20 protein-coding genes are annotated in these 26,416 nt (G+C 66.5%); 2 read left to right on the top strand and 18 right to left on the bottom strand.

Translation table 11 applies throughout. The features are described 5' to 3' along the window. Nucleotides 1-135 precede the first annotated feature (135 nt). The 3 genes from ROZ37_RS05720 to phaC form a co-directional block, all read right to left on the bottom strand. The gene (locus tag ROZ37_RS05720; RefSeq protein ID WP_312658180.1) at nucleotides 136-876 is read right to left on the bottom strand and encodes a beta-ketoacyl-ACP reductase; all 741 of its coding nucleotides are present in this window, start codon (nucleotides 874-876) and stop codon (nucleotides 136-138) included. A 218-nt stretch (nucleotides 877-1,094) separates the two neighbouring features. Next, the gene (gene phbB, locus ROZ37_RS05715; protein ID WP_312658178.1) at nucleotides 1,095-1,835 is read right to left on the bottom strand and encodes an acetoacetyl-CoA reductase; all 741 of its coding nucleotides are present in this window, start codon (nucleotides 1,833-1,835) and stop codon (nucleotides 1,095-1,097) included. A 108-nt stretch (nucleotides 1,836-1,943) separates the two neighbouring features. Then, nucleotides 1,944-3,686: a class I poly(R)-hydroxyalkanoic acid synthase gene (phaC, locus tag ROZ37_RS05710; protein WP_312658176.1), complete on the bottom strand. Its 1,743-nt coding sequence runs from the start codon at nucleotides 3,684-3,686 to the stop codon at nucleotides 1,944-1,946. 121 nt (nucleotides 3,687-3,807) lie between these two features. Here phaC and ROZ37_RS05705 point away from each other — a divergent pair, with 121 nt between their 5' ends. Further along, entirely contained in the window at nucleotides 3,808-4,032 is a 225-nt protein-coding gene (locus ROZ37_RS05705; RefSeq protein ID WP_312658175.1) for a hypothetical protein, read from the top strand. Between the two features lie 17 nt (nucleotides 4,033-4,049). Here ROZ37_RS05705 and pgeF read toward each other — a convergent pair whose 3' ends face one another. Next, a complete protein-coding gene (gene pgeF / locus ROZ37_RS05700; protein ID WP_312658173.1) occupies nucleotides 4,050-4,784 on the bottom strand; it encodes a peptidoglycan editing factor PgeF in 735 nt (244 codons plus the stop codon). After that, complete coding sequence (gene rluD / locus ROZ37_RS05695) at nucleotides 4,781-5,740, bottom strand: 23S rRNA pseudouridine(1911/1915/1917) synthase RluD (RefSeq protein WP_312658172.1); 960 nt, start codon at nucleotides 5,738-5,740, stop codon at nucleotides 4,781-4,783. Before rluD ends, pgeF begins: the two co-directional genes overlap by 4 nt. A 13-nt stretch (nucleotides 5,741-5,753) precedes the next feature. Here rluD and ROZ37_RS05690 point away from each other — a divergent pair, with 13 nt between their 5' ends. Continuing rightward, nucleotides 5,754-6,551: an outer membrane protein assembly factor BamD gene (locus ROZ37_RS05690; protein WP_312658170.1), complete on the top strand. Its 798-nt coding sequence runs from the start codon at nucleotides 5,754-5,756 to the stop codon at nucleotides 6,549-6,551. Between the two features lie 37 nt (nucleotides 6,552-6,588). Here ROZ37_RS05690 and ROZ37_RS05685 read toward each other — a convergent pair whose 3' ends face one another. The 13 genes from ROZ37_RS05685 to ROZ37_RS05625 all read right to left on the bottom strand — a co-directional run bounded on the left by ROZ37_RS05685 (nucleotide 6,589) and on the right by ROZ37_RS05625 (nucleotide 26,402). Beyond that, nucleotides 6,589-8,034, bottom strand: a complete 1,446-nt coding sequence (locus ROZ37_RS05685) for a mannose-1-phosphate guanylyltransferase/mannose-6-phosphate isomerase (protein WP_312658168.1) — start codon at nucleotides 8,032-8,034, stop codon at nucleotides 6,589-6,591. Nucleotides 8,035-8,168: 134 nt separating this feature from the next. Further along, nucleotides 8,169-10,211 carry a sigma-54-dependent Fis family transcriptional regulator gene (locus ROZ37_RS05680; RefSeq protein ID WP_312658166.1) on the bottom strand — a complete coding sequence of 681 codons (2,043 nt, stop codon included), beginning with the start codon at nucleotides 10,209-10,211 and terminating at the stop codon, nucleotides 8,169-8,171. Between the two features lie 391 nt (nucleotides 10,212-10,602). Further along, nucleotides 10,603-12,669 (bottom strand): AMP-binding protein, encoded by a 2,067-nt coding sequence (locus ROZ37_RS05675; RefSeq protein WP_312658164.1) that lies wholly within the window; start codon nucleotides 12,667-12,669, stop codon nucleotides 10,603-10,605. Nucleotides 12,670-12,754: 85 nt separating this feature from the next. After that, nucleotides 12,755-13,075 (bottom strand): hypothetical protein, encoded by a 321-nt coding sequence (locus tag ROZ37_RS05670; RefSeq protein WP_312658162.1) that lies wholly within the window; start codon nucleotides 13,073-13,075, stop codon nucleotides 12,755-12,757. 17 nt (nucleotides 13,076-13,092) lie between these two features. Further along, entirely contained in the window at nucleotides 13,093-13,740 is a 648-nt protein-coding gene (locus ROZ37_RS05665) for a CoA transferase subunit B (protein WP_312658160.1), read from the bottom strand. A gap of 3 nt (nucleotides 13,741-13,743) precedes the next feature. Then, a complete protein-coding gene (locus tag ROZ37_RS05660) occupies nucleotides 13,744-14,442 on the bottom strand; it encodes a CoA transferase subunit A (protein WP_312658158.1) in 699 nt (232 codons plus the stop codon). Nucleotides 14,443-14,697: 255 nt separating this feature from the next. Further along, nucleotides 14,698-16,704, bottom strand: a complete 2,007-nt coding sequence (locus ROZ37_RS05655; protein ID WP_312658157.1) for an AMP-binding protein — start codon at nucleotides 16,702-16,704, stop codon at nucleotides 14,698-14,700. Nucleotides 16,705-16,947: 243 nt separating this feature from the next. Beyond that, a complete protein-coding gene (locus tag ROZ37_RS05650; RefSeq protein WP_312658156.1) occupies nucleotides 16,948-18,273 on the bottom strand; it encodes a DUF1329 domain-containing protein in 1,326 nt (441 codons plus the stop codon). A 16-nt stretch (nucleotides 18,274-18,289) separates the two neighbouring features. Further along, nucleotides 18,290-19,867 (bottom strand): DUF1302 family protein, encoded by a 1,578-nt coding sequence (locus tag ROZ37_RS05645; protein WP_312658155.1) that lies wholly within the window; start codon nucleotides 19,865-19,867, stop codon nucleotides 18,290-18,292. An 83-nt stretch (nucleotides 19,868-19,950) separates the two neighbouring features. After that, nucleotides 19,951-22,323, bottom strand: coding sequence for an MMPL family transporter (locus ROZ37_RS05640; protein ID WP_312658153.1), 2,373 nt, complete (start codon nucleotides 22,321-22,323; stop codon nucleotides 19,951-19,953). A 10-nt stretch (nucleotides 22,324-22,333) separates the two neighbouring features. Further along, nucleotides 22,334-23,353, bottom strand: a complete 1,020-nt coding sequence (locus tag ROZ37_RS05635; protein ID WP_312658151.1) for a YCF48-related protein — start codon at nucleotides 23,351-23,353, stop codon at nucleotides 22,334-22,336. A 195-nt stretch (nucleotides 23,354-23,548) separates the two neighbouring features. Beyond that, on the bottom strand, nucleotides 23,549-24,055 hold the full coding sequence (locus ROZ37_RS05630) for an acetone carboxylase subunit gamma (RefSeq protein WP_312658150.1): 507 nt from the start codon (nucleotides 24,053-24,055) through the stop codon (nucleotides 23,549-23,551). Between the two features lie 22 nt (nucleotides 24,056-24,077). Beyond that, nucleotides 24,078-26,402, bottom strand: coding sequence for a hydantoinase B/oxoprolinase family protein (locus ROZ37_RS05625; protein WP_312658149.1), 2,325 nt, complete (start codon nucleotides 26,400-26,402; stop codon nucleotides 24,078-24,080). Nucleotides 26,403-26,416: the final 14 nt, after the last annotated feature.

Here is a 26,416-nt window from a genome sequence, read left to right as displayed (position 1 = left end):
TCGCTATTCTCCTCGGCGGCGGTGGTTTCCGCTCTATGCGTATTTGCGTGTGCACAAAATTATACCGCGCCGCTAAGCAAAAGCCCCGCCATTCGGCGGGGCTCCGCATTCACGAGGGATACGGCCAATGCCGACTCAGCACATGTGGAGGCCGCCGTTGATATTGATCGTCGCGCCGGTCACATAACCGGCGAGGTCCGATGCGAGATACGAGCAAAGGGCGCCGATTTCTTCCGGCTTGCCGAGCCGCTTCATCGGCACCGTGTCGATGATGCCCTGCCGGATGTCTTCGCGGATCGCCATCACCATGTCGGTACCGATGTAACCCGGGGCGATCGCATTGACCGTGACGCCCTTGGTCGCGAGTTCGGCGGCGAGCGCTTTCGTGAAACCGAGCACACCGGCTTTTGCGGTCGAATAGTTCGTCTGGCCGGCCTGCCCCTTGACACCGTTGACCGACGAGATGTTGATGATCCGTCCGCAACCGCGCTCCGCCATCTTGGGCGAAATGTGATGCGTCACGTTGAAGAGGCTGTTGAGGTTGGTGTTGATCACCGCGTCCCACTGCGCCTTTTCCATCTTGGGGAAGAACTTGTCGCGCGTGATGCCGGCGTTGTTCACGAGGACGTCGATCGGGCCGACCTCGGACTCGATCTTGCCGACCATCGCCTTGCACGACTCGTAGTCGGAGACGTCGCCTTCGGCTGCAACGAATTCGAAGCCCAATTCCTTCTGGCGGGCGAGCCACTCATCCTTCTGCGGGAAACCGGGCAGACAGTTCGCGACGACGGTCATGCCGTCCTTGGCCAGAGCCTGGCAAATGGCGGTGCCCAGACCGCCCATCGCGCCGGTTACGAGTGCGACTTTCTGTACCATCTTGCAATCCTCTTGCAGCAATCGGTGATGAGAAACAACAGGCGATCGCAGCCTTAGCTGTCTGCCCCGTTCCCCAGTTGAACGAATCCGTAGGTTCGCTATTGCGAAGTGCGCCGATTATAGGGCACAACCGCCCGTTTTGCTGCAATGCAAAATCGCAAAAAAACAACGCGCCACCCGAGGGCGGCGCGCCGTTTATGCCCGACAAATACCCGCGATCAGAACATGTGCTGACCGCCGTTGATCGAGATGTTGGCACCCGTGACGAACGCGGCTTCCTCGGAAGAAAGGTAGGCGACGAGACCGGCGATCTCTTCCGGCTTGCCCAGGCGTGCGACCGGAATCTGCGGCAGGATCTTCGAGTCGAGGATCTCCTGCGGGATCGCCATGACCATCTTCGTGCCGATGTATCCCGGCGAGATGGTGTTGACGGTCACGCCCGAGCGCGCGACTTCGAGCGCGAGCGCCTTCGTGAAGCCGTGCATGCCGGCCTTCGCGGCGGAGTAGTTCGTCTGACCGAACGCGCCCTTCTGGCCGTTGACCGACGAAACGTTGATGACGCGCCCCCACTTGCGCTCGACCATGCCATCCATGACCTGCTTGGTCATGTTGAACACGCTGTCGAGGTTGGTGCTGATCACTGCATCCCAATCGGCCTTCGTCATCTTGCGGAAGGTCATGTCGCGCGTGATGCCGGCGTTGTTGACGAGCACGTCGATCGAGCCGACCTCCCGGGTCACGGTTTCGACGCAGGCCTTGCAGGAGTCGAAGTCCGCCACGTCGCAGGGGTAGCCCTTGAACGAATAGCCCATGTTGCTCATCGACTGCAGCCACTCGGACGCCTTGGTGTTGCCCGGCGAATGCGTCGTTACGACCTTGTAGCCCAGCGCGGCGAGCTTGATGCAGATCGCCTCGCCCAAACCGCCCATCCCGCCCGTCACAAGTGCAACTCTAGACATCGTTGTTACTCCTCTCTCCGTTTCCATCTCTCGAAGGGTTTCAAATGATTCCGGGCAGCGCCCCCCGTATCCGCTGCCGCGAGGTAATTCTTGTTTTTGCAGCCCTTGTCAGGCTTTTTCTTTTACATACCGGCCGGGCGCGGGCTCGATCGGCTCGTATTTCGCGTTTCCTGCGCGGCCCCGCGCTGCGACCTGCTTGCCACCGCGCAATTTGAGCCACTCGATCCAGTGCAGCCACCAGCTGCCCTTGCGTTCGGACGCGCCCTCCAGCCATTCGTCCGGGTCGGCGACGCCGGAGGGATTCGTCCAGAAGCTGCGCCGGTTCTTCGACGCGGGGTTGATGGCACCGGCAATATGTCCGCTCGCGCCGAGCACGAAAGTCGCATCGCCGCCGAGCAGCCCCCGGGACAGGTAGGCACCCTTCCACGGCACGATGTGGTCTTCGCGCGTTGCGAGCACGTAGGCAGGCGCGTCGATCTTGCCGAGGTCCACCTTGACGCCCAGCATCTTCAGCTTGCCGGGAACCCGAAGGTTGTTCTCGAGATACATGTTGCGCAGGTACCAGGTCAGGAACGGTCCGGGCAGGTTAGTGCTGTCCGAATTCCAGTACAGCAGGTCGAACGCGGCCGGCTTGCCCCCCTTCAGGTAGTTGCCGACGACGTACTGCCAGATCAGGTCGTTCGCGCGCAGCGACGAGAACACGTTGGCCAGCTCCTGCCCCTTGAGCAGTCCTCCCTTGCCGATCGCCACCTCGCGGGCCGCGACGCTGGTCTCGTCGACGAGACAGCCGAGCTCGCCGGCATCGGCAAAATCGAGCAGCGTCGTCATCAGCGTCAGGCTTTCGACCGGATCCTCGCCGCGCGCCCGGGCCACCGCCACCGCCGACGTCAGAATCGTGCCGCCGACGCAGAACCCGAGCACGTTCGGCTTCTTGACGCGGGTGACCGCGCGCACGACGTCGAGCGCGGTGAGTACGCCCTTGTCGAGATAGTCGTCCCAGGTGAACCGCGACTCGTCGGCCTGCACGTTCTTCCACGAGATGAGGAAAACGGTGAAGCCCTGCTCGACGACGAAGCGCACCAGCGAGTTCTCGGGCTGGAGATCCAGGACGTAGAACTTGTTGATGCTCGGCGGCACGATGAGCAGCGGCGCCTGCGCGACCTTGTCGGTCAGCGGCGCGTACTGGATCAGCTGAATCAGTTCGTTTTCGTAGATGACCGAGCCGGGGGTGATCGCAAGGTTGCGCCCGACCTCGAACGCGGACTCGTCGGTCATCGAGATGTGACCGCGCTCGAGGTCGCCGATGAGGTTCTTCAAACCGGTCGTGATGCTTTCGCCCTTCGAGTCGAGCGCGACCTTGATGAATTCGGGGTTCATCGCGGCAAAGTTCGACGGTGCGAGCGCGTCGATGTATTGACGGGTGAGGAAGCGCACGCGGGACTTCGCTCGTCCGTCCGCCATCGGCATCGCGTCGGAAACCTGCTTCAGGAACTCCGAGTTCAACAGATAGGCTTGACGCACATAGTCGAACACCGGGCTTTCCGCCCATTCCTGCGCTGCGAACCGCCGGTCGCCGGGCTCGGGCGTGACGATCGGCTCGGACTTCTCGCCCGGCTTGCGTTGCAGCATCGATGACCACAGCGCCGCATGGCGCTCCGCGAAACGTTGCTGCAGACGACCGAACTCCTCGGCTTCAGGAAGAGGCAGGCGCTCCGCCGCCACCCCGCTGCTGTTCTCCATCGCCGCATGCTGACGCGCCACCGCGTCGAAAAAATTCTGCGCCATCACCTGGCCGAACTGCAGCATGCCAAGCATCGCCGCGTTCGACCCCTTGTCTTCCGAATCAGACATCCGCCCCTCCTGAGGCATCATCCGGGGACGCGCGCTGCGCCCTCCCCGCATTTCCCGTTGCCGCTTCCACCGTGACTTGCCGGGCAAGGAGGCCGCTGGCACAAGCCTGTAGAATCAGCTCATGTATATCGTCGCAATTGCTTGGCTCTACGTCGTGCTGCTCGCAGCCGTCTCGGATACGACCGTCGTCGGCGGCGTGCTCACGTTCGTCTTCTGGGGTGTCGGGCCGCTCGGCCTGTTCCTGTGGCTCGTCGGCACTCCGGCGCGGCATCGTCACGCATCGAAGGTCGTCTGCGGCGAAAAGACAGGTGCGAACGATAGTGCCGATCCGGGGGTAAAGCAATAGCAAATCATGCAGTTAGACTACTCTGAAAGCCATACTACCGAAGCGAAGCGACCCGTCTTACCCTCCCTGCGGTATGAAAAAAAACGGTCCGGCGAAAAGTAGGTACATATTTCTCCGCCATATATACGCGCGATACCGAGTTTCCGAAGACGGAGCCGCGCAAGCATGAAAAGGTCGGCCATCCATTTGCCGGCGGCGCCGGCCGGCTGAAACGCGGCAGCGGCGAGCGGGTCCGCCGCGACGAAGCAGTCGCGAACGTCGTCGCCGACCTCGAACGCGCGCGGCCCGATCGCAGGCCCGAGCCACGCGAGGACGTTTTCGGGTCGCTCGCCCATCCGGGCGACGGTCGCGTCGAGCACGCCCGCCGCGAGTCCGCGCCATCCCGCATGCGCGGCGGCGACGACCGTCCCCCGGTCGTTGCAGAAAAGGACCGGAAGGCAGTCGGCAGTCATCACCGCACAGACCACGCCGGGACGCGTCGCGAGGGACGCGTCGGCACGGACGTGCCCCGCTTCGTCTGCGTCGGCGACGTCCGTCCCGTGCACCTGATCGAGCCATCGCGGCTCGGCCGGCAGGCGGGCGCGCAGCAGCGCACGGTTGCGTTCGACCGCGGCAGGGGAATCGCCGACATGCAGTCCAAGATTGAGGCTCGCGTAAGGTCCGGCGCTGACGCCGCCGTCGCGGGTCGTGACCAGCGCCTTCACGTTCGCCGGCGCGGGCCAGTCCGGTTCGAGCCAGTCGCCGGCGGTCATCGCTGCGGCGCCCGGAGTCGAGCGAGGAGATCTTCGAAATCCCCCGGCAGCGCGGACTCCCACGACATTTCCTCGTGCGTCGCGGGATGCCGCAGGCCCAGCCGAAACGCGTGCAACGCCTGCCGCGGGAACGCGTCGAGCAGTTCGTCGCCGCAGCGGCGCAGCCCGTAGGTCGCATCGCCGACGAGCGGATGACCGATCTTTGCCATGTGGACCCGGATCTGGTGCGTACGCCCGGTTTCGAGCCGACACTCGACCAGGGTCGCGCGCTCGAAGTCCTCGCGGACGGTGTAATGCGTGATCGCGGGCCGTCCGGACTGCACGACCGCCATGCGCACGCGCTGGGTGGGGTGGCGCCCGATCGGCGCGTCCACCGTCCCGCCGCCGCATACGACGCGGTGCACGAGCGCGAGGTAATGGCGCCGCACGGTGCGCGCCTGCAACTGCCGGACGAGATCGGTCTGCGCTTCGAGCGTTTTCGCGACGACGAGCAAGCCGCTGGTGTCCTTGTCGAGCCGGTGCACGATCCCCGCCCGCGGTACGCCAGCGAGCGCGGGCGCATGGTGCAGCAGCGCGTTGAGCAGCGTGCCGCTCCAGTTGCCGCTGCCCGGATGGACGACGAGGCCGACCGGCTTGTCGATGACGATGATCTCATCGTCCTCGTGGACCACCGAGAGCGGGATGTCTTCCGGTGCGCCCGCGACCTCCTCCGGCGGCGGCGCCGCATCGACCTGCAGTGCTTCCCCGCCCCAGACCTTGAACTTCGCCTCGGGCTGGGCGCCGTCGAGGCTCACCCGCCCCGCTTTCAGCCAGCCTTGGAGCCGGCTGCGCGAATGCGACGGAAACAGCCGCGCGAGCGCCTGGTCGAGTCGAAGGCCCGCGCAGTCGGCCGGAATCGTCAGTTCACGGTGTAAAGCGCCCTCATCCTCTGGGCTATAATCGTCCGGTTCATTCACGCGAGTTTTTTCGATGGCCAGGTTCACCCTTCGGAGTTTAGCGGTTATCGGCGCCCTGCTGCTCGGCGGCTGCGGGCTTCTGCCGGAGCAGATCGACGAGACCGCGGGCTGGAACGCGCAGCGTCTCTACACCGAAGCCAAGACCTTCATGGGCGAAGGCAGTTACGAACAGGCGATCAAGCTGTTCGAGAAACTCGAAGCCCGCTATCCATACGGCCGCTACGCGCAGCAGGCGCAGATCGAGGTCGCGTACGCACACTTCAAGTCGGGCGAGCCGGCGCTCGCGATCGCCGCTGCGGACCGTTTCATCAAGCTGCATCCGAACCATCCGAACGCCGACTACGCGTATTACCTCAAAGGGCTCGCGACCTTCAACGAGGACCTCGGCCTGCTCGCGGGGTTATCGAATCAGGATCTTTCGGAACGCGATCCGAAGGGTGCGCAGGAGTCCTTCGACACCTTCGCGCAGCTCGTCAACCGTTTCCCGGAAAGCCGCTACGCGGAAGACGCGCGCCAGCGCATGCAGTACCTCGTCAACGCGCTCGCGTCGCACGAAGTCCACGTCGCCCGCTATTACTCGCGGCGCGGCGCGCACGTCGCGGCGATCAACCGTGCGAAGGCGGCGCTCACGACTTACCCGCAGGCACCGGCGACCGAAGAAGCGCTGTTCCTGCTCGTCAAGAGCTACGACACGCTCGGCCTGACGGACTTGCGCGACGACGCCGAGCGCGTGATGCGCAAGAACTTCCCGAACAGCGTTTATTTCGCCGGCGGCCCGAAGGACGACCGGCCCTGGTGGCAGCTCTGGTGAGCGTTGCGCGGCCGAATTCCCACCCGGCCGCGATCGTTCAACTGCGCCCGTAGGTATCCTCGAAGCGGACGATGTCGTCCTCGCCGAGGTAGCTGCCCGACTGGACCTCGATCATCTCAAGCAGCATCTTTCCCGGGTTTTCCAGCCGGTGCGTGACACCGAGCGGAATGTAGGTCGACTGGTTCTCCGACAACAGGAAAGTCTCATCGCCGCGCGTGACGCGGGCCGTGCCGCGCACGACGATCCAGTGCTCCGCGCGGTGGTGATGCATCTGCAGGCTCAGCGACGCGCCGGGCTTGACCTCGATGTGCTTGACCTGGAAACGGCCGCCGTTGTCGATCGAGTCGTAGCAGCCCCACGGCCGGTGGATCTTGCGGTGCGCGAGCGCCTGCGAACGGTTTTCGGATTTGAGCCGCGCGACGATCTTCTTGACGTCCTGAGTGTGGTCCTTGTCGGCGACCATCACCGCGTCGGGCGTCTCGACGATCACGAGATCCTCGACACCGACGCAGACGACCATCCTGCTCGACGCGTGCACGAGGCTACCGGTCGTGCCCTCGAACATCACGTCGCCGCGTGCCGAGTTCCCCTGCTCGTCCTTGTCGGCGAGCGCCCATAGCGCGTCCCAGGCCCCGACGTCGGACCACCCAACCGACATCGGCACCACCCGCGCGGCGATTCCGAGCGCCGGCGTTTCGGCGAGTTTTTCCATCACCGCGTAGTCGATCGAGTCCGAAGGGCAGGCTTCGAACGCCTCGCGCCCGATCCGCACGAAATCCGCGTCGTGCCGCGCGGTCTCGAAGGCCGACTCGCACGCGGCGAGCATGTCGGGATTCAACTGCGCGAGCGCCTTCAGCCAGGTGCTCGCCTTCATCATGAAGAGGCCGCTGTTCCACAGGTAGGCCCCGCTCGCGACGTACTCGGCCGCGGTGCGCTCGTCGGGTTTCTCGACGAAGGACGCGACATCGTGGACGCCGGGACTCGTCTCGGCGCCGACCCGGATGTAGCCATAGCCGGTTTCCGCACGCTCGGGCACGATGCCGAAGGTCACCATCGCGCCGCCGAGCGCGGCTTGGATGCCGACGTTGACCGCGCGATGGAACGCGGCGATGTCGCGGATCACATGGTCGGCCGGCATCACCAGGAGCACGCCGTCGTCGCTGTCGCGCCGCACGCTCAGCGCCGCAAGCGTCAGCGCGGGCGCGGTGTTGCGCCCGGCGGGCTCGAGCAGGATGCGGCAATCGGAGCAGGCGGTCGCCCGCATCTGCTCGGCGGTGATGAAGCGGTATTCCTCGTTGCAGACAACCAGCGGATGGTCGGCGACCGGCAGCGCGCCGGAAAAACCGTCGAGGCGGCGCGCCGTCTGCTGCAGCATCGTCGCGTCGCCGATCAGCGCCAACAGTTGTTTCGGATACTGCTCGCGGGACAGCGGCCACAGTCGCGTGCCGGACCCGCCGGACAGGATTACAGGGTGGAGTTTCATGGATCGCTACCGTCGAAATTCAGGGGGCGCGCCGCCGCGGGGAAACCATGAGCGGGCCGCGCCGTCCGAGAATACGACATTAATCCCGATGCCATGGACGGGAGCTGCAAGAGAATGTGATGCCTCGGTTCCCGTCAGCTCGCGCGCACGCGGAAGATATCGCACTCGAGCCCGTAGAGCTTCACCTTCTGATACAGCGTGCTCTTCGCGATCGCGAGTTCGCGCGCTGCGCGGGTCAGGTTGCCGTGGGTCGCCGCAATCGCGCGGCGGATCAGTTCCGCTTCGCCTTCCGCCATGCTGTTCACCTGCAGCGCTCCCGAAGGCACCGTCCCCGCGACTGCGGAAAAAAGCGGTTCCGACGCCGACGCGGCGCCGAGCAGTTCCGGCGGCAGCGCGTCGAGACCGACCGTTTCGTCGTCGCTCATCAGCAGCATGCTTTCGATGACGTTGCGCAGCTCACGCACGTTGCCGGGCCAGGCGTAGGCATCGAGCCGGGTGATCACGTCGTCATCGAGCCGGCGCGGACCGAGCTCGTGCTGCTTGCTGAAGCGTTCGACGAAATGCTCGGCGAGCGCGCGCACGTCGCCCTTGCGGTCCCGCAGCGGCGGAATGCGGATCGACGTGACCGCGACGCGATAGTAGAAGTCCATGCGGAAGCGCCCGTCGGCGACCTCCTTGCGCAGGTCGCGGTTCGTCGCGGCGACGAGACGGAAATTGACCTTGCGCGGTACGTTCTCGCCGAGACGATAGATCTCGCTCTGTTCGAGCACGCGCAACAGGTGCGGCTGCAAATCCAGCGGCATCTCGCCGATCTCGTCGAGGAACAGCGTGCCGCCGTTGGCCGCTTCGATCTTGCCGACGAGGCCGCCGCGGCGCGCGCCGGTGAAGGCGCCGTCCACGTAGCCGAAAAGTTCGCTCGCGAGCAGTTCGCGCGACAGACCGCCGCAATTGAGCGCGACGTAAGGCCCGTCGCGGAAGGGGCTCGCGCGGTGCAGCCCCTGCGCGAACTCCTCCTTGCCCGCCCCCGTCTCGCCGAGCAGCAACACCGGGACTTTCGAGCGAGCGAGCTGATCGGCCTTGCGCACCGCGTCACGCAGCCCGGGGTCGCGGGTAATCACGGTCGAAAACCCGGCGGGCATGTCCTGCGCCTTCCCCGGCTCGCGCGACAGCGCGCGGGCGCTCTCGCCAGCGACCGTGCAGCCGAGGCGCGGCAGCGGCAGGACGAGCAAGGTGCCGAGGCGAGCGCCGTTCTTGCCGATCACCGGCTCGAGCCATTCCTTGCGCACCCACGCCGGGAGTCCCGAATCCTGCATCGGCTCGCCTCGCTCTCCGACGGCGAGCGACGGGATGCGCCGCGGCGCCGCGAGATCGAGATCCGCGCCAAGGGCGGACATCGCCGCCTGCGCGATTTCGTTCGCCTTCACCGGAAAACCGCGGCGGTCGAACAGCACGAGGCCATCAGTGCCGCCGGACCAGCGCGGCAGGGACGCGTCGAGCAATTGGTAGCGCCGCTCCATCTCGCGCATCGCGACCTTGCTCTCGATGCGGCTCGCGGTCGTGACGACGAGCGCGAGGCTCTGGCGGCTGTAGCTTTCAGACAGCCCGGAGACGTCGACGACGCCGATGATCTCGCCATCGTGCGGATGGCGGATGACCGTTGCCGAACAGGTCCACCGCTTGATGCCGGCACAGTAATGCTCGGCGGAATGGATCTGCACGGGCTCGCCGACCGCGAGCGCAGTGCCGATCGCGTTCGTGCCGCACAGGCGCTCGCTCCACGCGGCGCCGGGCAGCAGGTGGATGTTCTCGGCAACGCCGAGCGTCGGGTCGTCACCCTCCATCGTCAGGATGGTGCAGCTCGTGTCGGCGAGCGCCATCACCGTGCCGGTTTCGGCGAGGAAATCCCGCGCATTGGCCATGATCGGCGCGCTCACTTCGAGCAACTCGCTGTGATTCTGCTTCATCGCGGCGAGGGTGGACGCCTCGACCGGGGGCGGCGCGCTGCGCTTGTCGGGATCGACGTTGTGCTGCTGACAGCGCTGCCACGAGCCGTCGACGAGCGAGCGCAGCGAATCGGTCGGGCGCCGGGTGCCGTCCAGAAAGCGCTCCCACGCCGCCATGATCATCGCGTCGTTGCCCGGATCGGAAAACCTCTGCCCTTCGGGAATCCGTGTCATTCAGCCTCTCCTCCTTTGAGGTGCTTCGCGGCGGCCGCTCAGAGTGCGGTCATTTGGACTGTGTCCTGTCGTTCTGCGCGCGAAGACCCTGTTCTATTTTATACGTCGGTACGCTCTCCAGCAACAAAAAAAGAACCCTGGCGCCGTGTCGGCATGGATGGCGAAAAATAGCAAAGGCGATGCCAGCGCACGAGCTGCATGAACAATTTCTAACATACCCGAATTGGTGCGAGAAACCGCGCCGAACGCGACTGAAAATCAAGCGAAAACTCCATCTCCCGAGAGCGAAACGACGGACGCCGACCGACCGGTTTCCGGACGGTCCGAGCGGTCCGGCGTTCGAAATCCGGACGTCGGACATCCCGGCATCGGCCGTCCTGCGGTCGAGGCGTCACGCTTCCGCGGCGACCGGCCGGCACGCACGAATCGCATCGAGCGTGCGCGGGCAATCGAGGCCCGACAATTCGTGTAGTGCTTCATCGAGATAGACGGCGCGCAGGAGGCGGCGTCGGTCGCGGTCGTTCTTCGTCGCGGGCAGCGCCACGACCACATGGACGCGGTGCGGGACAAGCGCTGCGCCCAGATGCAGAGCGAGGTGAGCGGCAAGTTCGCGCTCGGTTTCGCCACGCTCACCTCCGCGCGGGTCGTATTCGCATCTGTCGCCCCCATCGAGGCGGCTGCCTGCAAGGGCTGCAAAGCAGACCACGGCGTCGCTCCCGCCCGGGTTCGGAACCCCGATCGCGACCGCATCATTTACAAGCGGGTGCGTGGCGAGCGCGAACTCGTATTCGGCTGGGCCGACGCGCCTGCCCGCGACTTTCAGCGTGTCGTCGCTGCGCCCATGGACGAACCAGTGCCCGTCTTCGTCGGCACACGCCCAGTCACCCGCCAGCCATAATCCGGGCGAGCGCGAGCGGCAAGTGTTGAGATAGCGCTCGTCGTCCTGCCAGAAGCCGTGCGCCATCCCCGGCCACGGCGCGCGCAGCACGAGCTCGCCTGCACCGCGCGATTGCATTCCGGCGGTGCATACGGCCCGGGCCGCAAGACGCCCGGTGCGCGCAGCAGCGGCTGATGACAGCAGCGAGCGGGCACCGGCATCGACGAGGTCGGCGATCATGCCGGGGACCGGGCCGGCGAAGCCGCACGGTTTCTGCGGCAGGCCCGGGAAGGACGCGAGCATCGCACCACCGATTTCGGTTCCGCCGCAATAGGTGACGATCGGCCGGCGCCCCTCGCCGACGTCGTGAAAAAGCCACCGCCACGCGGCCGCGCCCCACGGGCGGCCGGTCGACCCGAAGATACGCAGCCGCTCAATTGAGCCGAGCGGCGGGAGTCCATCATCCCCGGCCGCCATCAGCAGACGCGCAGTGGTCGGCGACATCCCCAAATGCGTCACGCGGTGGCGCGCAGCGAGCTCCCAGGTTCGACCGGCGGAAGGAAAATCCGGCACGCCTTCGAACAGCACGACCGCCGCGCCGCGCAACAAGCCGCCGAACAGCAGCCACGGACCGAGCATCCGGCCCACGTCGGCGAGCCACATCAGGCGGTCGCCGGGCTTCACGTCGAAGGTCATCAACATGTCCTGCGCGGCCTTCAGCGGGAAGCCCGCGTGTGTATGCACGACGCCTCTCGGCCCGTCGGTCGCGGTCGAGGTGTACAAGAGCATCAACGGTGTATCGGCGTCGAACACCGCGGGGCCGGCCTGCGGCGGGCTTTGCGCGACGAGGATGCGGTAGTCCCGTTCGCGCCAACTCGCGACGATCGGTTCCGGTGGCGCGACGGCATCGAGCCGGGGCACGACGACGAGACACGCGACTTCCGCGCACTGGTTGGCCGCGGCGCGCGCTTTCGCGAGCATGTCGACGACGGCCCCGCGGCGCAGGTAAGCGTCGGCGCAGATGACCCACTTCGCGCCGCTGTCGGCGAGGCGGCTCGCGAGCACGTCGGCACTGTAGCTCGACGACAGCGGCACCGCGATCGCGCCGAGCCGTGCCGCCGCGAGGAGTGCGACTGCGGCCTCGGGCAACGCCGGCAGGTAGATCGCGACGCGGTCGCCCGTCGCGACGCCGAGCTCTGCGAGCCCGCCCGCAAGGCGGCGCGCTTCATCGTCGAGTTCGGCCCATGACAGTTCGGCGGTCGCGCCGTCGTCGCCTTCCCAGACCAGCGCGACGCGAGCCGGGTTCTCGCGCGCGATGCGACCGACGAGCTGGTCGTACAGGTCGAGTTTCCCCCCGACGAACCAGCGCGGTGCCGCTGGGCCGTCCGTCATGTCGAGAACCTGGCGGTAGCGCGTCGCCCAGCGCAGCCCGAGCGCGTCGTCGACTTCGGCCCAGAACCGGGTCGGCTCCTCCGCCGCGACCGCATACAGCTCGGCGAGATCGACGTAGCCGTAGGTGCGCAGGAATCCGGCGAGCGCGGTGTCCTCGAAGCGGATGCCGCTCGCGCAGCAGGTTTCCATGCTTGTCCCCTTGTCCCCTTGTCCCCTTGTCCCGCTCACCGTCCCGAGCGGCGGCGGGGGTTTGCGATCCCGGCGCGTCAGCGACTCATGGCGCGAGCGCCGCGACCGCTTGATCGCGCGTGTAGAACTCGCCGCAACGCAGGAATCCCGCGACGAGCGAGGCCTTGGTCGCGGCAACCCTCCCGCGGCCGTCGCGCGCGACGACGACTTCGTCCCGCAACCCGTCGAGAAGGTGGCAGGGCGCGGGGCGGCCGTCGGCGAAGCGGGAGAGGTAGATCTGCCGCGTTTCGTTGTCGAGGAACGCCGGTTCGAAACCGCAGCCGCGGTTTTCTTCCGAGCGCCCGCCGGTGCCTTCGAAAACGCGGTTCTCGCGCCGCAATTCGATTTCGGTCAGCAGCATCGTCATGACCGCCCCCTCCCCTGTCAGCCGAGCACCGCTTCGCCGACGTCGACCGGCGCGCCGGTCCGCGCGACGACCTCGTCGATGCTCACGCCGTCGGCGACCTCGCGCAGCCGCAGGCCATCGCGCGTCACGTCGAGCACGCAGAGATCGGTGATGATGCGGCTGACGACGCCGACGCCGGTCAGCGGCAAGTCGCAGTGGCGCAGGATCTTCGGCTCGCCGCTCTTGCTGCAGTGCTCCATCATCACGATCACGCGGCGCACTCCGGCGACGAGGTCCATCGCCCCGCCCATCCCTTTGACGAGCTTGCCGGGGATCATCCAGTTCGCGAGGTCGCCACGTTCGCTGACCTGCATCGCGCCGAGGATTGCGAGGTCGATGTGACCGCCGCGGATCATTGCGAACGAGTCCGCGCTGCTGAAGATGCTGCTGCCGGCGAGCGTCGTCACCGTCTGCTTGCCGGCGTTGATGAGATCGGCATCGACCTCGGCTTCAGTCGGGAACGGTCCGATGCCGAGCAGCCCGTTTTCCGACTGCAGCCAGACGTCCATGCCGGGCGGAATGTGGTTCGCGACGAGCGTCGGCATGCCGATGCCTAGGTTCACGTAGTAGCCGTCGCGCAGCTCCCGGGCGGCGCGGCGCGCCATGTCATTGCGGGTCCAGGCCATGATTTACCCCTGTCTCACGGTGCGTTGTTCGATGTGTTTGGTCGGCGCAGGATTGACGACGATGCGCTGGACGAAGACGCCCGGCGTATGGATCTGGTCGGGGTCGAGGTCGCCGGTCTCGACCAGCTCCTCGACCTCGGCCACCGTCACCCGGCCCGCCGTCGCGACGACCGGGTTGAAGTTGCGCGCGGTCTTGCGATAAACGAGGTTGCCAGCACGGTCCGCCTTCCAGGCCTTGACGAGCGCGACGTCGGCGGTCAGCGAGCGTTCGAGCAAATAGCGCGCGCCGTCGATTTCGCGCTCCTCCTTGCCTTCCGCGACCAGCGTGCCGACACCGGTGCGGGTGTAGAACGCCGGGATACCGGCGCCGCCCGCACGCAGCTTCTCGGCGAGCGTGCCTTGCGGCGTCAGCTCGACTTCGAGCTCGCCGGCGAGCAGCTGGCGCTCGAACTCGGCGTTCTCGCCGACGTACGACGACACCATCTTGCGCACCTGCCGCGACTCGAGCAGCAGCCCGAGGCCGACGCCGTCAACGCCCGCGTTGTTGCTGATTACGGTGAGGTTCGCGACCTTCGAGTCGCGCAGGCCGTGGATCAGCATTTCGGGGATGCCGCACAGGCCGAAACCACCGACCGCGACGGTCTGCCCGTCCTCGACGACGTCGGCCAGCGCGGAACCGACATCCGGATAGATCTTGCTCATAGCGTTTTCATCCTCTTGATAAGTCGATCGCAAACCGGACAGCGGTGCCGTCGGATGGCCGCGGATGCGGATCGAAGCGACTCCAACCGGTATGCATGTTCAGCAACGTCCGTGCCGATCGCCAGAATCGCGGCACATGCTCTTGATTTGGCGAGTTTTTAGCCGGCCGCGAGCGCCGACCTGAAAACCGTCGAGACCGGGAAACGGACAACGACGCGGGACGGCGTCCGGAATTCGAACGCCCGCCGCACAGCGTCACCCGGTCACGCGCATCGCCCGCACTTCGTCGACCGCGCCGGGGTTCTCGACCGACGACAGGTCGCCAGCGCTGGTGCCGAGGTAGGCGCTGCGCATCACGCGGCGCACCGTCTTGCCGTTGCGCGTCTTCGGGATCGCCTGGATGAGGTGCACGCGCGCCGGGCGCAGCGGCTTGCCGAGGCGGTGGCCGACGTGCTCGACAAGCTCGGCCTCCCAGTCCTCCCACGACTGCCGCGCGAGCAACCGGCAGTCGGCGACGGTCACGAAGCACACGACCGTCTCGCCCTTGAGCTCGTCCGGCACGCCGATCGCGACCGCCTCGGTGACGAGCGAATGCGACACGAGCGCGGATTCGAAATCCGCCGGGCCGACGCGCTTGCCGGCGATCTTGATCGTGTCGTCGCTGCGGCCGTGGACGAACCAGTAGCCGTCCACGTCGACGCGCGCCCAGTCGCCGTGCACCCACACGTCCGGCCACACCGACCAGTACGCGTCCCGATAACGCTCGTCGTCGCGCCAGAAGCCGTTGGTCATGCCGGGCCACGGCCGGCGGATCGTCAGTTCGCCGACGCTCTCGCGCACCGGCTGGCCGTCCGCGTCGCGCACGTCGACCGCCATCCCCGGGATCGGACCGTCGAAGGCGCCGGGCTTCTGCGGGCGGCCCGGGAAGCACGCGAGGATGCCGCCGCCGATCTCGGTGCCGCCGGAATAGTTGATGATCGGGCGCCGCGAAGCCCCGACCGCTTCGAACAGCCACAGCCACGGCGCCTCGTTCCAGGCTTCGCCGGTCGAGCCGAACAAGCGCAGCGAATCGAGCGCGCCGGGCGGCGGCAGATTGCGTTCGGCCGCCATCAGCAGCCGCACGAGCGTCGGCGACAGGCCGAAATGCGTGACGCCGTGGCGCTCGATCACCTGCCACAGCCGGCCGGCATCCGGGTAATCCGGCGTGCCCTCGTAGAGCACGATCGTCGCGCCGTGCATCAGGCCGCCGTACACCATCCACGGCCCCATCAGCCAGCCCATGTCGGTGACCCACATCAGCGTGTCGTCGGCGTGCAGGTCGAAGGCCATCAGCAGGTCCTGCGCGGCCTTCACCGGGAAACCGGCGTGCGTGTGGACGACGCCTTTCGGCTTGCCGGTCGTACCCGACGTGTAGATCAGCATCAGCGTCTGGTCGGCCGGAAACGCCGCGGGCGCCGAGTCGGGACGGGATGCAAGCAGCGTGCGGTAATCGACCTCGGCAAAGGACGCTGCCTCGCCGCCGGCTGTCGCCGGGGACGCGCCCTCACCCTCGCACGCGCCAGCGCCCTCGCCCCCCTCCGCGCCGCGGCCGAGCCGATCGACGACGACCAGATGCCGCACCGAGCCGCACGCGTGCGCGGCCGCCCTCGCGTCCGCGAGCATCGGCACCTCCTTGCCGCGACGGAAGTAGCCGTTCGCGCACACGAGCACCGACGCCTCGCAATCGGCGATGCGCTGTGCGACCGAGTCGGCGCCATAGCCGGAGAAGAACGGGATGAAGATCGCGCCGATGCGGGTCGCGGCGAGCATCATCGTCGCGACTTCCGGAACCATCGGCAGGTAGAGCGCGATGCGGTCGCCTTCGCCGACGCCGAGCGCGCGCAGCCCGGCCGCGACGCGGGCGACCTCGTCGGCGAGCGCCGCGTAGCTGATCGTGCGCGACTCGCCGCCGTCACCTTCCCAGCGGATCGCGATCTTGTCGGGCGTCGCGCGCGCGTGCTTGCCGACGAGGTTGTCGACGAGGTCGAGACGGCCGTCGACGAACCATTTCGGCCACATCACGCCGTCTGCGAGATCGAGCGTGTGGCGGTACGGCGTCGCCCAATCCAGCCCGATCGCCTCGACCACCGCATCCCAGAAGCGCTGCGGCACGTACGCCGCCTGCAGTTGCAGATCCTCGAGGTCGCGATAGCCGTAGCGCGCGATGAACTGCGCAAGCCGCGTGGTGTTCCAGTCATAAGCGATGGGGACATGCGTGTTCATGTCGTGCCTCCCTGCGTTGTCTCGAGCGGAATCGGCACCGCCGGTCGAGCCGGCAGGCGGATGCCGTTCGGGTTGAGCTTGTCGAAGCCCCGGTGTCGCCCCTCGACAAGTTCCGGGCGAACGGGGCTGTCGGGTTGCCGCTTGAATAGTCCTCCGCCGACAAAAAAAGCCGCCCCCGAAACGAACCGGGGGCGGTCGAAATGGCCGAGAGCGGAGGTCACGGCACGGAAAGATTTGCAGCGGTCAGCGGCCGGCGCCGGTCGCGACTTCCTCGAGGATGTTCAGCGACACGTCGGTCTCCTTCACCCCCTTCGGATTGGATTTCATGTTCGACGACCAGTTGGTCGCGTGGCCGCGCTTGACGTCGATGATGTGGCCGATGACCGGCATCACCGCCTTGTAGCCGTCATCGCCGACGTCGGGCCGGTTCTGGAAGATGAACATCTTCCAGAACTCGCCCTTGCGGTCGAGCGCGTAGCCGAGGTACGGCCGCGGGAAGTCGACCTCGATGTACGCGACCTTCTTGCTGTACGGGTGCTCGGGCGGCGGCGTGCCCTCGACGACGTACACTTCGCGCGGCTCCCAGCCGATGTCCTTGGCCGGGTTAGAAAACGGCGGCTCGGCCATGTTGATGCGCGGGAAGCGCTTCTGCGGGTCGGTCCAGGGCTGTGCGGTGTCGACGCTCATGTCGGGGCTGTGCGCGATGGCGAGCACCCAGCGCTTTTCGATCAGCTTGTTCTCGACGTACTTCGTCGGCCACGCGTCCCAGATGTCCCAGTCGTCGTACAGCTGGTCGGTGCCGCCGATCGGATCCATCCACGCGCCGCCCGACAGCCGCCGCGTGCGCCGCACGGACTTCAGGTAGGCGTAGGAGTCGTCCGGCTTCTTCGAGTCGGCCTGGTTGTAGCGCTGCGAGAACGTGCCGAGGCCGCGGATGTCCTGCGGATAGTGCGCGACGAAGTAGGTCTTCTGCGAGACGTCGCCGTCGCCGACCGAGACCGGACCGCCGTCCAACCGCCCTTCCATGTAGTAGCGGCGCGACTGGAAGGCCTGGACCCGCTCGTAGCCCTTCTTCGCGTCGAGGAACACCCACGCGATGTCTCGCAGGTCCATCGTAGCGCCGTAGGTCGCCGCGCGCAGGTTCCAGATCACCTTGTCGCCGGCGTGCGGATCGTCGAGCTTGATCGTCTCGGGCGGGAACGGCATGCCCGCCTTCCAGCCGCTGATCGTGCGGTCGGCGGGATTGAACTTGACGTCCTTCGCCCCGCTCTTCGTCGCCTCGACGTACTTGGGGTCCATCTCGATCTTCTTCGAGTGCGCGAGCTTGATCGTCAGGTTGTGGTTCTTGATCATCCACTCGAGCTTTTCCGGGACCATGCTCGCGATGGTCTTGTCCTCGAAGGTGTCGTTCTTGATCGACTCGTAGTTGTCCTTGTCGATGACGAAGCCGGCGTCGAGCGCCTTCGCCTGCGCTCCTTGCGCGGACAGCACCAGCAACAGGCCGACGGCGCTCGCGAGCGCGGTACGCCGCACCGGTGCGTGGGCGGTGAATTTCAGGTCGTTGTGCATCGTGGTCTCCTCCTTTTTAGAACTGCCGGGTCAAGCGGAAAACGAGCTGGCTCGCCTTGTCGAAGTAGCCGAAGAGCTGCGACGGTTCGTTGCTGAACTGCGTCTTGTTCGATTTGCCGCCGCTCCAGAAGATGTCGGCCTCGATCCTCGCGAGCCATTCGTCCGACAGCGTCAGCGACAGGCTCGGAATCGCGAAACCGCCGCCGTGGCTGAGATCGACGCCGATCGCGAAGCCCGGGTTGATCGTGTCGTTGGCGTAGTTCAACGTCGTGAAGGCGGTGAGGATCGTGTTGTGCTCGGTCAGCGCCGTGCCGTACGCAAAGAGCCTCACGAGGTCGTCGTCGCGGTCGAATCCGAGCACCTGCGTGTTGAACAGCTGGATCGACGAGAACGACGGCCGCGACGTGCCGAACAGGCCCTGCAGGTCGAGGTCCTTGTCGATCCGCAGCATCGTCGTCAGCGTGTTCTTCTTCTTCACGCCGCCGAGACCGATGCCGACGTGGCCGGGCACGTTCGGCGCGAGGAAGGCGCCGGTGCCGACGTTGAACGGCTGGTCCTTCGTGTAGGCCATCTCGGCGCTGAGCACGGCGTCGAGCGCCGCGCTGTAGCCGCTCACGGTCGCGCCGAGCACGTCTATCTTCGGGTGGATCAGATCGAACACCGCGCCGCTCGGCGCCTTCTTGTATGGCTTGAATGCGGAGTTCGCGACCGGGTCCGCCGAGAACGACGTCAGGTACGCGAGCGAGTAGCTCAGGCCGAAGGCTTCCCCGGACCAGCGCACGCCGCCGGTGACGTCGTCGCGGTCGCCGTCGGGGTGATCACAGTCCTTGTCGGTGACCGCGCTGAGGTCGAAGCCGCGATAGGGCTGGAAGAACCAGCGCCCGCCGCGGATATCGTAGGTGTTGCCGATGTCCTCGCAGCGGTCGACGCCGGGCCGCACGTACGCGGCCAGCATGCCGTTGGCTTCCGGGACGCGGATCTTCGTCGAGATCAGCGTCAGCGGCTTGCGCCATTCCTCGTTCTCGCCTTCGAAGAACAGGCGCCACGACAGGTCGTAGCCGTGCACCAGGTCCATCGCGTGGAAGAAGTCCGACTCGCCCCACACCAGCTGCTGCTTGCCGACCTTCACCGTCACGCGGTCGCCGAATGGCATTTCGGCCCAGAACTCGCGCAGCTCGTTGTTGTTGTAGTTGTCGGTGATGCTGCTGCTGTGCCCTCCGACCGCGGTGCCGTTGGTCTCGCGCAGCCGCTCCAGGTCGTTGAGGTAGCTCGTCTTGTGCTCGCGGTCCGCGCGGCCGATCGCCTTCCACTTCACCGGGCCGGTTTTCGCGTCGGCATCGAGCAGCAGCGAGCCGCGAACCATCGACAGCTTGCCCTTGCTGTCCTTGTCGATCACATCCAGCTCGGGCTGGTTCTGCAGGTTCACCGACACCCAGCCGCGCGCATAGCCCGACAGGTTGAAGCTGAAGTCGTCGGCCGCCCACGAGCTGCCCTCGCCGTTCGCACCCTGGGCCGGTCCCCCCGCGGCACCGGCGAGCGCGGCCAGCACCGCGATCGACGCCGCCTTCCTTTTCGTTGCTCCCTTGCTCGTCATCTCCTCGCTCCTCGTGTTTTTCACTGCGTTGAAGTCTTTCTGGCGGGCGAGGCGCCGGTCTCCACGGCGCCTCGCCGGAAGGCTCAGGCGAGTGCCGGTTCCCCCTGCGGGATCGGGTGCCGCTTGCTGCCGACGATGAACTCGGGCCGGAACACATAGACGAGCGCGGGCATGATGAAGAGCGCGCTGAACGCCGAGATGAACAGCCACAGCGCGATCAGCACGCCCATGTCGGCCTGCAGGCGCAGCGACGAGAAGTGCCACAGCACGACGCTGGTGATCAGCGTCATCGCCGTGATCAGCACGCCCTTGCCCGGCCCCATCAGCGCATTGACGATGGCGCGCTCGACGTTGTGCGAGCGGTGCAGGTTCTCGCGGATGCCGTCGACGATGTAGAAGGTGTAATCGACGCCGAGACCGATGCCGAGCGCGACGACCGGCAGCGTGTTGATGTTCATGCCGATGCCCTGCCAGGCCATGTAGCTGAACGTGATCGTGTTGGAGAGCAGCACCGGGATCATGAAGAACACCCCGGCGACCGTGGAGCGGTAGGTCACCGTGCAGCAGACGACGAGCACCAGCAGCGCGAGCGCGATCGCCTCGATCTGGCCGGCGAGGATCACCTCGTTGACCGCGGCGAGCACGCCGACGAGGCCGCCCGCGAGCAGGTACTGGGCGTCCTTGATCGGATGCTGCTCGACGTAGTCGCGCACCCGGGCCACCGCGGTGCGGATCGTCTCGCCCTGGTGGTCGCGGAAGAACAGCGTCACCGCGCCGTTCTTCGCGTCGGCGTCGGCGTAGCGGTCCATGTCGCCGGGGTCCGAGCCCGAGACGAACATGTACATCAGCTCGCCGTTCTCGTCGGCGCTCTGCCCGAGCTCCTGGTACATCGGGTTGCCTTCGCGCAGCACGCGCTTGACCTGCGGCAGGATGTCGGCGAGCGAGATGCTGCCGCCGACTTCCGGCTGGGCCTCCATGTACTTCTGGAAGCGCGTCATGCTCGACAGCACTTCGGGCTCGCGCAGCGCGCCGGGCCTCTCGCCCGCGACGACGACGAACATCCGGTCCGAACCCTGGAACTGGCGGTTGATCTCAGCCGCGTCCCGGTTGTAGCTCGAGTCCGGCCACAGGATCGGCGAGCCCGGGTTCGCGTCGCCGACCTTGAGGTTGAACGCGTAGAGCCCCGAGACGACGAACACCACCGCGGCCATCCCGAGCACCGCATAGCGCCAGCGCGTCGTGACGATCGCCGAGCACAGGCCGAGGATGCGCATCAGCACCGGATGGATGTTGACCGGATGGATGTAGCGCCGGCGCACGCCGAACCACGACAGCATCACCGGCGTCAGGATCAGCGCGCTGACGAAGATCGTCAGCACCCACACCGTGCCGATGAACGAGATCTTCTGCAGCAGCGGGATCGGCGTCAGCGCGACGACGAGCACACAGCCGGCGTCGGCGACGATCGCCAGCATGCTCGGCTTGAAGAGGTTGCGCGCGCTCGCCCTCGCCGCCGCGGCGGCGCTCGGCGTGCCCTGCGCCGCCTCGTCGTCGAAACGCGCGATCAGCTGCACGGAGTTCGAGATCGCCTGCGCGGTGATAAGGAACGCGACGACGACGACCAGCGGGTCGAGGTGGAAGCCCATCAGCCGCGCCGCGCCGAGCGCCCACACCGCGCTGACGAGCCCGGCGAGCAGCGGCAGGATCGTACCGTGCCAGGTGCGCGTGATCAGGCACAGCAGCACGACCAGCGCCGCGACCGCGAAGAAGAAGATCGTCAGCGTCTCGTGCAGGTAGTGGTTCACCCAGCCGTAGAGCACCGGCTCACCGACGATGCGCACCTGCACGCCGTCGCCGCTCGCCTGCTCGACCAGCGCCATCAGCTGGTTGAACGCACGCGTGTAGTCCATGTTGCTGTCGCTGAAGTCGACCGTGACCAGCGTCGCCTTCAGGTCGGTCGACACGTACGGCCCGTAGACCAGCGGGTTGTTGAGCACCGAGGCCTTGAGCGCCGCGAGTTCCGCGTCGGTGCGCGGCAGGTCGGGCCACATCAGCGGCCGCGACTCGACGCCCTCGGTCGAGGCGCGCACCTCCTTGATCTTCTTCGATGCGAGCGAAATGATCTGGTAGGTGTCGACGCCTTCGACCTGCTGCAGATCCACCGTCAGCTTCTGCACCTTGCCGAGCACGGTCGGGTTGAAGATGTCGCCGTGCTCGGCTTCGAGCATGATGCTGACCATGTTCGAGCCGCCGAAGGTCTGCTTGAAGCGCTGGTTCACCTCGACGTAGGGGTGATTGCGCGGCAGCAGATCGCTGAAGATCGTCTTCACTTCGATCTGGCTCGCCTGCCAGCCCATCACCAGCGTCACCAGCGCGACCGCGGCGACAACCAGCACGCGGAAGCGGATCAGGAAGGCGAAGGCGCTGTCGACCTTGCCGAATGTCGTGTTCTTCATGCTCGTCCCCTCACATCCGCTTGTGGCCGGCGACGCTCAGCGCGCTATCGTCGAGGACCGCGAGGTTGCTGCCGGCGAGGAAGTAGCGCGTGCCTGAGCGCGCGACCGCGGTGCGCCACGACACGTCCCCGTCGGCCACGCGGCCCGGCTGCCACTGCGCGATGTCGGCCTCGGCCGTCGCCATCACCCCCTTGTCGCCGACCGCGAGCCAGCGGTCCTCGTCCCACATCACGGTGTAGAGATGCTCGCGGGTGAAGGCCGGGACCTGCTGCCAGGACGCGCCGCCGTCGGTGGTCGTCAGCAGCGTGCCCGCGAGGCCGACGGCGACGCCGCGCTCGGTGTCGCGGAACGCGACGCTCATCAGGCTCACCTCGTTCGGCGTCTCGATGGCCTCCCAGCTCGTGCCGCCGTCCACCGTCTTCATCAGCGCGCCGAACTCGCCGACGAGCCAGCCGGTGTTGCCGACGAAAGCGACGTCGTTCCACGCGCGATCCTTCTCGGGCAGCATCCGCGACCACGTCTCGCCGCGGTCGGTCGAGCGCAGCAGCGTGCCGAACTCGCCGACCGCCCACGCGGCGCCATCGGCGATGCGGACGCGGAACAGCTTGTTCGGGTTGCCGGTCGTGGGGATTTCGGACGGCGTCCAGGTCCGGCCGGCGTCGCGGGTGACGATCACGACGCCGTCGTTGCCCACGGCCACCGCGGAGTCCGCGTCCCATGCCGCAATGCCCTGGAGGTTGGCGCCGGTGTTGGTTTCCTGGCGCGACCAGGACTGGCCGCCGTCTTCGCTGCGGACGACCTTGCCGTCGGCGCCGACGGCCCAAACGACGCTGGGGTTCGGCGCGGCGACCCCGTAGAAGCTGTCGCGGCGCTCGATCGCCGGCGGCTCGACCTTCTGCACCACCGCCTCCGCCTTGACGAACAGGCCCGCGTAAAGGAGCCCACCGACAATCACCAGGGGTGCGGACGACGTCGCCACCGTCACGACGCCGCGCGCACCGCCTCCGTATTTCCTCAATCGACGCAACATCACTGTCTCCTTCACGCCCCGCCCAGGCGCGCCTGACTATTGTTTTTTTGCGCGACGAGTCCCCTGCAGGGCAGTGGCCTTGCATCACGCAGTACGGAATTCGGGATGACTCGGGCCCGACGAGGGCCCGCCGGCGCGACCCGGAAGGGTGCGCCGGCGTTGCATCCGCCGGACCGGAGGTCCGGCGGATGCGGATCAGGCCGCGCGTTCAGGCACCGGCAGACCGACCCAGTCCTTGTAGAAGGCTTCGATGTCCGGCTCGAAGTCGTGGATCACCGGGTACCACGGGGTCGGCGCCTCGACGTCGTGCATCGTCCCGCAGGTCGGGCAGTAGTACTCGCGGTACACCTGCCACTGCGTATCCGGCGCCATCAGCTTGGGATACACCTCGGTCATCGCCTCCTCGGTGTCGCGCACGTAGATGGCCGCGTTGAGCTTCCAGTTCTCACGGTAATCGCCGAACTCGTGGCCGCAGTCGCACATCGTGACCCACTGCTTGGTCTTCGCGTTCTGCACAATGTAGAGGTGCGGTCCGAGCGGCAGCACGATCTTGTCGGGGAACGAGACCTTGGCCTGCAGCGCCTTCAGGTACTGCTCGAAGCGGCTGTTGTCCTTGGGCATCGACAGCATGCGGAAGGTGGTTTCCCAGTCGAGCGAGCCCTCGACGAGGTGGGCGACCTGTTCGTTGGTGTAGGTAGTCATTTCCGGCTCCTTGATTCGGTGATCACTCTTCGACCTGGACGACGGTCGTGACGTCGGGCAGCAGCGACAGGTCCATGCGGTGCTTAGAACCGTAGGTCGGCACGTTGAGCTCGGTCTCCAGCAACTGCCAGTCGGCCGGCAGGTTCCAGAAGGCCTTGAACTCGTTCGTGAATTTCTCGGACAGCGCGAAGCTGGTCGCGAACATGTGCTGCACCTGCACCGCCGCATGCTTGTTGACGATGCGTTCACGCTCTTCCTTCATCCACTCGCGGGTCGGCAGCGCACGGGCGAGGCGCTCCTTGCGCATCTCGGCGCGGCGGGCCTGGGTCTTCGCGGGATCTACCGAGAACACGCCCTTCGCGTCCTGCGTGAAGACCGCGCCATAGACCTTCTGCGCGTATTCCGGCAGCAGGAACTTCTGGTTCAGGTCGGCCTCGATCGCCTTCGGATCACGGTCGATCGGGTCGCCGAAGCCGGGGCCGCCGCGCAGGTAGTTCAGGTACAGGTCGTGGTTGTCGTAGCAGTCCTCGGTCGTCATGCACTGCTTGTCGCGCTTGACGGTCGCGGTCGCGTCGATGTGGCGCTCGTAGTCCGGGGCGGAGGGATCGAGATCGCCGCCCAGCGGCAGCGAGTCGCCGACCGCGATGCGCTGCTCGAGCCCCGTCTTGTGGGCCTCGAAACGGTAACCGGTCGCCGACGGGTAGCCGCCCATCATCCCCCAGTCGCTGTTCATGAAGCCGTTGCCCATGAAGAACATCGTCCAGTCCTGGGCGTTCCACACCATGCGCAGCGTCTCGAAGCCGCAGCCGCCGCGGTACTTGCCGTAGCCGCCGGAGTTGGCCTTCACGTTGCGGCCCAGATACAGGAGCGGCTCGGCCATCTCCCAGATCTCGATGTCGCCCATGTCGCCTTCGGGGTTCCAGATCGCGGCGGCGTGGTTGAGGCCGTCCTTCACCGCGCAGGCGCCGGTACCGCAGCTCGAGGCTTCGAAGCTATTCACCGCGTGGATCTCGCCGTCCTGGTTGATGCCGCCACCCTGCAGCCAGTTGGAGGTGTTGGCGTTGCCGGCGTTGACCTCTTCCAGATAGCCGCGGCTGAAGTAGGACTGGGAAAGACCACGCCACAGCGCCGCCCAGCCGGAGACGAGGAAGTGCCACGCATAGGCGTGGCCGGTGCGACGGTCATCCGGGTTGCACCAGGTACCTTTCGGCAGGCGGAACTCGGTCGCGTAGTAGGCGCCGTCGTTGATGCGCTGCGTCGGCACCAGGGTCTGGCACATCATCACCCAGATGCCCGACGTGAAGGCCACCTGGTGCGCGTTGAAGGTATGCCAGCCCCAGCGGCTCGCGCCCTCGAAGTCGAGCCGCCACTTGCCGTCGGGCTTGATCGTCATCTCGCACGGCGAGTGCATGATCGAGTCGAGCTTCGCGAAGGCGTTCGACACCTGCACGTCCTCGTGCTTGTACGGCACATCGACGAAGGACACCTTGCGGTACTTGCCCGGCAGCGTCATCGCCTTGATGCGGCTCATCAGGCCGCGGCGGCCTTCCTCGATGACCTCGAACGCGAACTTCTCGTAGGCCGCGATGCCGTCGGCGCGGATCACGTCCTCGACCAACTCGCGGATCATGTGGCAGCCGGCGATGCGGGTCTTCTCGTCGAGGATCCAGTACTTCGGCGTGCGCACCGAACGCTGCGACTCGTGCAGCCAGTCGCGCAGCGGCTCGTCGTTGATGCCCGTCTTGCGGCACGTGATCATGTAGCCATCGCCGAAGCGCTGCGTCTGGCCGGTGGACATCGAGCCCGGCGTCACCGCACCGGTGTCGATCACGTGCGTCACGCCGCCGACCCAGCCGATCAGCCGGCCCTCCCAGAAGATCGGCACGATGGTCGCAATGTCGCACGGGTGCACGTTGCCGATCGCGCAGTCATTGGTCGTGAACATGTCACCGGGATTGATGCCGGGGTTGCCTTCCCAGTTGTTCTCGATCATGTACTTGATCGCGGCGCCCATCGTGCCGACGTGGATGATGATGCCGGTCGAGGTCAGCACGCAGTCGCCCGCGGCGTTGTACAGCGTGAAGCACAGCTCGCCTTCCTGCTCGACGATCGGGCTCGCGGCGATCTTCTTCGCGGTCTCGCGGGCATGCACGAGGCCACCGCGCAGCTTCGAGAACAGCTTTTCGTAGCCGATCGGGTCGCTGTCGCGGAATTCCAGCTTTTCCTGGCCGTTGTAATAGCCGGTGGCCTTGGTGCGCTCGATGATGTCGTCGCGGAACTGCTTCAGCGTCTGGCCGTTCTTCAGCAGGTCGGCAAAGCCGACTTCCTTGTTTGTCAGCATGTTCATGGCGGGTCTCCTCG

The sequence above is a fragment of the Aromatoleum sp. genome, assembly GCF_032027225.1.
Lineage (GTDB): Bacteria > Pseudomonadota > Gammaproteobacteria > Burkholderiales > Rhodocyclaceae > Aromatoleum.
Note: the sequence above shows the minus strand (reverse complement) of the source record. Positions and strands in the feature narration are given on the sequence as shown.

Excerpts from the sequence above, each read along its gene's own strand:
- ROZ37_RS05720 (WP_312658180.1), bottom strand. The coding sequence starts at position 876 with ATGGTACAGAAAGTCGCACTCGTAACCGGCGCGATGGGCGGTCTGGGC.
- phbB (WP_312658178.1), bottom strand. The coding sequence starts at position 1,835 with ATGTCTAGAGTTGCACTTGTGACGGGCGGGATGGGCGGTTTGGGCGAG.
- phaC (WP_312658176.1), bottom strand. The coding sequence starts at position 3,686 with ATGTCTGATTCGGAAGACAAGGGGTCGAACGCGGCGATGCTTGGCATG.
- ROZ37_RS05705 (WP_312658175.1), top strand. The coding sequence starts at position 3,808 with ATGTATATCGTCGCAATTGCTTGGCTCTACGTCGTGCTGCTCGCAGCC.
- pgeF (WP_312658173.1), bottom strand. The coding sequence starts at position 4,784 with ATGACCGCCGGCGACTGGCTCGAACCGGACTGGCCCGCGCCGGCGAAC.
- ROZ37_RS05690 (WP_312658170.1), top strand. The coding sequence starts at position 5,754 with ATGGCCAGGTTCACCCTTCGGAGTTTAGCGGTTATCGGCGCCCTGCTG.
- ROZ37_RS05685 (WP_312658168.1), bottom strand. The coding sequence starts at position 8,034 with ATGAAACTCCACCCTGTAATCCTGTCCGGCGGGTCCGGCACGCGACTG.
- ROZ37_RS05680 (WP_312658166.1), bottom strand. The coding sequence starts at position 10,211 with ATGACACGGATTCCCGAAGGGCAGAGGTTTTCCGATCCGGGCAACGAC.
- ROZ37_RS05675 (WP_312658164.1), bottom strand. The coding sequence starts at position 12,669 with ATGGAAACCTGCTGCGCGAGCGGCATCCGCTTCGAGGACACCGCGCTC.
- ROZ37_RS05670 (WP_312658162.1), bottom strand. The coding sequence starts at position 13,075 with ATGACGATGCTGCTGACCGAAATCGAATTGCGGCGCGAGAACCGCGTT.
- ROZ37_RS05665 (WP_312658160.1), bottom strand. The coding sequence starts at position 13,740 with ATGGCCTGGACCCGCAATGACATGGCGCGCCGCGCCGCCCGGGAGCTG.
- ROZ37_RS05660 (WP_312658158.1), bottom strand. The coding sequence starts at position 14,442 with ATGAGCAAGATCTATCCGGATGTCGGTTCCGCGCTGGCCGACGTCGTC.
- ROZ37_RS05655 (WP_312658157.1), bottom strand. The coding sequence starts at position 16,704 with ATGAACACGCATGTCCCCATCGCTTATGACTGGAACACCACGCGGCTT.
- ROZ37_RS05650 (WP_312658156.1), bottom strand. The coding sequence starts at position 18,273 with ATGCACAACGACCTGAAATTCACCGCCCACGCACCGGTGCGGCGTACC.
- ROZ37_RS05645 (WP_312658155.1), bottom strand. The coding sequence starts at position 19,867 with ATGACGAGCAAGGGAGCAACGAAAAGGAAGGCGGCGTCGATCGCGGTG.
- ROZ37_RS05640 (WP_312658153.1), bottom strand. The coding sequence starts at position 22,323 with ATGAAGAACACGACATTCGGCAAGGTCGACAGCGCCTTCGCCTTCCTG.
- ROZ37_RS05635 (WP_312658151.1), bottom strand. The coding sequence starts at position 23,353 with ATGTTGCGTCGATTGAGGAAATACGGAGGCGGTGCGCGCGGCGTCGTG.
- ROZ37_RS05630 (WP_312658150.1), bottom strand. The coding sequence starts at position 24,055 with ATGACTACCTACACCAACGAACAGGTCGCCCACCTCGTCGAGGGCTCG.
- ROZ37_RS05625 (WP_312658149.1), bottom strand. The coding sequence starts at position 26,402 with ATGAACATGCTGACAAACAAGGAAGTCGGCTTTGCCGACCTGCTGAAG.